Genomic DNA, 5,167 nt, shown 5'->3' with positions numbered 1-5,167 from the left:
GGACCATAGCTCAGTTGGTTAGAGCGCCACGTTGACATCGTGGAGGTCGGCGGTTCAAATCCGCCTGGTCCTACCAGATTACAGACAAAAGCCCCGCGGCCTCGCCTCGGGGCTTTTGTCGTTTCTAGGGTCGTCGCCGTCGCCGGTGTTTGGCAACTGCTGCCATCGCCTGATCAACGCAGTGGCCAAGCCGCGGGTGGGCATTGAAGTGAGTGCGCCGCCTCTGGGGCGGCGCGATTCATCCGTTCGGACGGTTCAGGCGTCGCCGAGCCCGCTCAAGCGGCGGAAGGTGGCCACCAGGCGCTCGATGCCGGCCTGGTCGTCTTCGCTGAAGCGCCCCTGGTCGGGGCTGTCCAGGTCGAGCACGCCCCATAGTTCACCGTCCTTGTCGAGCACCGGTACCACCAACTCGGAGCGCGAGGCGCTGTCGCAGGCGATATGGTCCGCGACCGCGTGGACGTCGTCGACGCGTTGGGTCTGGCGGCTGCGGGCGGCGGCGCCACAGACACCCTTGTCGAAGGGGATCGGATGGCAGGCTGGCTTGCCCTGAAAGGGGCCCAGGGACAGCATGCGCGGCTGGCGCTGCAGATAGAAGCCGACCCAGTTGAGGCGCGGGACTTCCTGCATGATGAAGGCCGAGGTCTGGGCGGCGTTGGTCAGCCAGTCGCCGGAGTCGAGCAGAGCGGTGAGCTGGCGGTCGAGAAGATCGTAGGAAGACATGTCGAGTGTGGCAGTGTCCGCGGGTGAAAACGGCGAGGCCGGCCCTGGGGCCGGCCTCGAGAGGGAGCGCGCGTCAGGCTTACTTCCAGCCAGGAACGGCGGCGCCCTTGAACAGCTCTTCTGCCTTGGCGGCGACTTCGTCGCTCTGGTAGGCGTCGACCAGTTGCTGGATCTCCTCGCGATCCTCGTCGCCACCGCGCACGGCGATGATGTTGACGTAGGGCGACTCTGGGCCTTCCTTGACCAGGGCGTCGTCCAGGGTCAGGCCGGCCGGCTGGGCGAAGGTATTGTTGATGAAGGCCATATCCACGTCGGGCAATACGCGCGGCAGCTGGGCCGCCTCGATCTCGCGGAAGTCGAAGTCGTGGGGGTTTTCCACGATATTCAGCGGCGTGGCTTCCAGGTTTTCGGGGTCATCCAAGGTGATCAGGCCCTCGTTGTGGAGCAGGATCAGTGAGCGGCCTTCGTTGGACGGGTCGTTGGGCAGCGCGATGGTGGCGCCCTCGGGCAAGTCCTCGATGCTCTCGTACTTCTCGGAGTAGGCGCCGATCGGGTAGACGAAGGTGCGCCCGGCGATGGCGAAGTCGTAGCCGCGGTCGTTGACCATGGCGTTCATGTAGGGCTCGTGCTGGTAGGCGTTGGCGTCGAGGCTGCCGTCGGCCAGGGCGGCGTTGGGCGTCACGTAGTCGGTGAACTCGATGATCTCGATCTCCAGACCATAGCGCTCCTCGGCCAGATCGGCGGCGACCTGCATGACGTCGGTCTCGGGGCCGGCGACGGTGCCCACCTTCAGGCTGTGCTCATCGGCGTTGGCCTGGCTGATCGCCAGTGACAGGGTGGAAAGCGCCAGGGCGCCCAGCAGTGTCTTGCGCATCTTCAGTGTCTCCCGAAACGGTGTGTGACGTGTGTGGCGATGTTAATGGAATAACACGTCTTTCGCTAATGCAATTTGGTTATTAAGGTCATGCAGGGTGCATGTCACTTGTGGTCACTCTTGCGCACCAGATAGTCGCCCAGGCTCTGGAAGGCCTGAACCATGACCACCAGGATGGCAACGGTGATCAGCATGATGGTCGGATTGAAGCGGTTGTAGCCGTAGCGAATGCCCAGGTCGCCAAGACCACCTCCGCCCACGGCGCCGGCCATGGCCGAGTAGCTGACCAGGGTCACCGCGGTGACGGTCAGGGCGGTGAAGATGCCCCCGCGGGCCTCCGGCAGCAGTACCTTGGTGATGATCTGCCAAGGGGTGGCGCCCATGGACTGGGCGGCTTCCACCAGCCCGGGAGAAATCTCGTTCAGCGCGCCCTCGACCAGGCGTGCGATAAACGGAATCGCGGCGATGGTCAGCGGCACGGCGGCAGCGTTGGTGCCGATGGACGACCCCACCAGCATGCGCGTGAACGGAATGATCGCCACCATCAGGATGATGAAGGGGATCGAGCGGCCGATGTTGGTGATGATGCCGAGGACCGACTGCAGCACCGGCTGGGCCAGGATCTGGCCCGGGCGAGTGACATACAGAAGCACGCCCAGAGGGATGCCGACCAGGGCCGCGATCACACCGGACACCGCCACCATATAGAGAGTGTCGAGGGTGGCTTCGAGGATGAGGTTAAACATCGCGCTGGACATGGCCAAGCACCTCCACTGTCAGGTCGTGAGATTGCAGGTAGGCGAGGGCGCGCCGGGTGTCCTCGGCATCCCCCATCAGTTCGGCGATCATCAGGCCCAGGGTTCGCTCCTGGATGGACTCGACCTTGGCCTGCAGGATGCTGACGTCCACGCCGCACTCCCGCGCCAGCCGGGAGATCAGCGGGGTGGACACGGCGTCGCCGGAAAACGCCAGGCGTACCACCGGATGCGAATTCGGCCCGGGTGTCTGCTCGAGGCGGTCGATCAGCTCCCTGGGCGGTTCGAGTTCGAGGAATTCGTTGAGGAAGTCGCGGCCGAGCTGAGTGCGCGGGGCGGTGAAGAAGTCACCGACATCGGCTTCCTCGACCAGCCTGCCACCGGAGATCAGGCTGACGCGATGGCAGATCGACTTGACCACCTCCATCTCGTGGGTGATCAGCAGAATGGTCAACCCGAGCTTCTGGTTGATGTCCTTGAGCAGTTCGAGGATCGAGGCGGTGGTGTGGGGGTCCAGCGCCGAGGTGGCCTCGTCGCACAGCAGTACCTGAGGACGGCTGGCCAGGGCGCGGGCGATGGCCACGCGCTGCTTCTGACCGCCGGACAGCTGTGCCGGATACTGCTGGGCCTTGTCGGCCAGGCCGACTAGCTCCAGCAGAGGCGTGACGCGCTTGGTGATCTCGTCGCGCTTGACGCCCATCAGTTCCAGCGGCAGGGCGACGTTGGCGAATACCGTGCGCGAGGTCAGCAGGTTGAAGTGCTGGAAGATCATGCCGATACGGTGGCGCGCCTGATTGAGGGCGGGGCCGGAGAGGCTGGTCAACGTCTGGCCATCCACCTCCACGGTGCCGGAGGTAGGCCGCTCGAGCAGGTTGACGCAGCGAATCAGCGTCGACTTGCCGGCGCCGGACAGGCCGATGACGCCGTGAATCTGCCCCTGGGGTACGTGCAGGTCGACGTCGGCTAGCGCCTTGACGGCGCGTGAGCCGGCACCAAAGGTCTTGGAAAGGTTGGTCAGTCGTATCATCTCAGCTACCGGGTGGGCACCGAGGGACCTGGGCGGGCAAGAGAACGGCAATGGGCAGGCAAAAAAAAGGCCACCCTGACGGGTGGCCATCAACGCTGGACACACCCTTTTAGCTGCACTTCATGCACCGACGCCTTGTGAGCGTCGCGGCACGGGCGCCCGCAATCCGGGTACAAATCGGCGCCTAAAAATGTAGCGGGCAAGGATAGGGCGAGCGAAGGACCCTGTCAATCGTTTACGCATAGCCGCTGGCAAGGTCTTTCGGGGTAGGCGCCACGTCGTAGTGGATCCGCCCGCCGGACGCCGTGACTGGCGATAGGTTTTCTGAACAACAGCGCAAGCGTGGACCTTTGGAGGCGCGGCTTCTAGACTGGGCCGGTTCGGGGAAGGCCCCGTGATGGCAAGGAGACAAAGATGTTCACCGGTATCGTTCAGGGCACCGCCGAGGTGGTCGAGATCAAGGAAGCGGAGGCCTTTCGCAGCCATCTGGTGCGGTTGCCGCGTCACCTGTGTGAAGGCTTGGAGCTGGGCGCATCGGTGGCCCACAACGGGGTCTGTCTGACCGTCACCGATATCGATGGGGATCTGGTCAGCTTCGACCTGATGCGCGAAACCCTGCGGGTCACCAATCTCGGCGGTCTGAGCGTCGGTGATCGCGTCAACGTCGAGCGGGCGGCGCGCTTCGGTGACGAGATCGGCGGGCACGCCATGTCCGGTCACGTCATGGGGCAGGCGGAGCTGGTGGAGCTCGACGAGGCACCCAACAACCGTCGCCTGTGGTTCCTGTTGCCGCAAGGGCTTGATCGCTTTGTCTTTGCCAAGGGCTACATCGGCGTGGACGGCATCAGCCTGACCATTGGTGAGTTGCGCAACGATACCCGGGGGCCGGCCTTTTGCGTCGACCTGATCCCGGAAACGCTGGCCCGTACCACACTGGCCGACCGTCGCCCGGGAGACAGGGTCAATCTCGAGATCGATCCCCAGACCCAGGCCATCGTCGAGACGGTAGAGCGGGTCATGGCGGCCAGGGGCTGAGCGTCGACAAGTACCTTTGCAGCCAAGTGCTGTAGCTTTGTGCCGCAGCGCCCGGACGGGCGTCGGCGGTGGTCTCCCTCGCTTGAGAAGCTGCTAACTTAACCGGATGTAACATTCCTTTAAGTGCACCGACCGTGATCAGCGAGGGACTACCATGAAAATGACAGCCAAGGCATTGGCGACAGGCGTGTGCGCCGCAGCGGCGTTGGGAATTGCCACGGCTGCCGTGGCCCAGGATCTGTCTCCCTGGGTGGATAGCGAGGGCACCATCTCCTTGCCGGACAACTTCCGCACCGAGATGGCGCATCTGGGCTCCTGGTTCGTACCCGAAGGGGACGCCAGTGGCTTCCATAACGTCTATACCGAGCCCGAGAGCGTCGCGTCCTTCCGCGAGAACGGGGTCTTCCCTGACGGCGCCGTGCTGGTCAAGGAGTTGCGGGCACACAGCACCGGCGACTACACCACCGGCGCCGGGGTGAGCTACGAGAACGAGACCATCAAGCAGTGGTTCGTGATGGTCAAGGACTCCACCGACCGCTTTGCCGACAGCAATGGCAGTTGGGGCGATGGCTGGGGTTGGGCGCTGTTCAAGACCGATGATCCTTCCACCAACGTTTCGGCCGACTACAAGGCCGACTGTCTTGGCTGTCATGTCCCGGCCCAGGACAAGGACTGGATCTATACCGAAGCCTATCCGATTCTGGTAGAGTAGCGCGCCTTCGAGAGTCGCCGACATCGGGCGCGGTACGGCGGACT

General features: G+C 64.0%; 6 protein-coding genes. 2 read left to right on the top strand and 4 right to left on the bottom strand.

Annotated elements, in window-relative coordinates:
- Positions 1-255: 255 nt before the first annotated feature.
- From RBB39_RS22540 to RBB39_RS22525, 4 genes are all read right to left on the bottom strand, one after another.
- On the bottom strand, positions 256-720 hold the full coding sequence (locus tag RBB39_RS22540; RefSeq protein WP_045992475.1) for a GAF domain-containing protein: 465 nt from the start codon (positions 718-720) through the stop codon (positions 256-258).
- Positions 721-799: 79 nt separating this feature from the next.
- The gene (locus tag RBB39_RS22535) at positions 800-1,594 is read right to left on the bottom strand and encodes a MetQ/NlpA family ABC transporter substrate-binding protein (RefSeq protein ID WP_045992474.1); all 795 of its coding nucleotides are present in this window, start codon (positions 1,592-1,594) and stop codon (positions 800-802) included.
- Between the two features lie 104 nt (positions 1,595-1,698).
- Positions 1,699-2,352 carry a methionine ABC transporter permease gene (locus tag RBB39_RS22530; RefSeq protein ID WP_045992473.1) on the bottom strand — a complete coding sequence of 218 codons (654 nt, stop codon included), beginning with the start codon at positions 2,350-2,352 and terminating at the stop codon, positions 1,699-1,701.
- Positions 2,333-3,376, bottom strand: coding sequence for a methionine ABC transporter ATP-binding protein (locus RBB39_RS22525; RefSeq protein ID WP_045992472.1), 1,044 nt, complete (start codon positions 3,374-3,376; stop codon positions 2,333-2,335). The genes RBB39_RS22530 and RBB39_RS22525 overlap by 20 nt, the downstream gene beginning before the upstream one ends.
- Positions 3,377-3,790: 414 nt before the next feature.
- On the opposite strand from RBB39_RS22525, the gene RBB39_RS22520 reads away from it, so the two are divergent.
- Together RBB39_RS22520 and RBB39_RS22515 are read left to right on the top strand one after the other, a co-directional pair.
- On the top strand, positions 3,791-4,411 hold the full coding sequence (locus RBB39_RS22520) for a riboflavin synthase (RefSeq protein WP_045992471.1): 621 nt from the start codon (positions 3,791-3,793) through the stop codon (positions 4,409-4,411).
- A gap of 154 nt (positions 4,412-4,565) precedes the next feature.
- Positions 4,566-5,123, top strand: a complete 558-nt coding sequence (locus tag RBB39_RS22515) for a cytochrome P460 family protein (protein WP_231498667.1) — start codon at positions 4,566-4,568, stop codon at positions 5,121-5,123.
- Positions 5,124-5,167: the final 44 nt, after the last annotated feature.

The sequence above is a fragment of the Halomonas sp. MMSF_3323 genome (assembly GCF_030733595.1).
Taxonomy (GTDB): domain Bacteria; phylum Pseudomonadota; class Gammaproteobacteria; order Pseudomonadales; family Halomonadaceae; genus Halomonas; species Halomonas litopenaei.
This window is presented reverse-complemented; position numbering and strand designations above follow the sequence as displayed.

What these genes read in the sequence shown, in the direction of transcription:
- RBB39_RS22520 (WP_045992471.1), top strand. Translation starts at nt 3,791, where the DNA reads ATGTTCACCGGTATCGTTCAGGGCACCGCCGAGGTGGTCGAGATCAAG.
- RBB39_RS22515 (WP_231498667.1), top strand. Translation starts at nt 4,566, where the DNA reads ATGAAAATGACAGCCAAGGCATTGGCGACAGGCGTGTGCGCCGCAGCG.
- RBB39_RS22535 (WP_045992474.1), bottom strand. Translation starts at nt 1,594, where the DNA reads ATGCGCAAGACACTGCTGGGCGCCCTGGCGCTTTCCACCCTGTCACTG.
- RBB39_RS22525 (WP_045992472.1), bottom strand. Translation starts at nt 3,376, where the DNA reads ATGATACGACTGACCAACCTTTCCAAGACCTTTGGTGCCGGCTCACGC.
- RBB39_RS22540 (WP_045992475.1), bottom strand. Translation starts at nt 720, where the DNA reads ATGTCTTCCTACGATCTTCTCGACCGCCAGCTCACCGCTCTGCTCGAC.
- RBB39_RS22530 (WP_045992473.1), bottom strand. Translation starts at nt 2,352, where the DNA reads ATGTCCAGCGCGATGTTTAACCTCATCCTCGAAGCCACCCTCGACACT.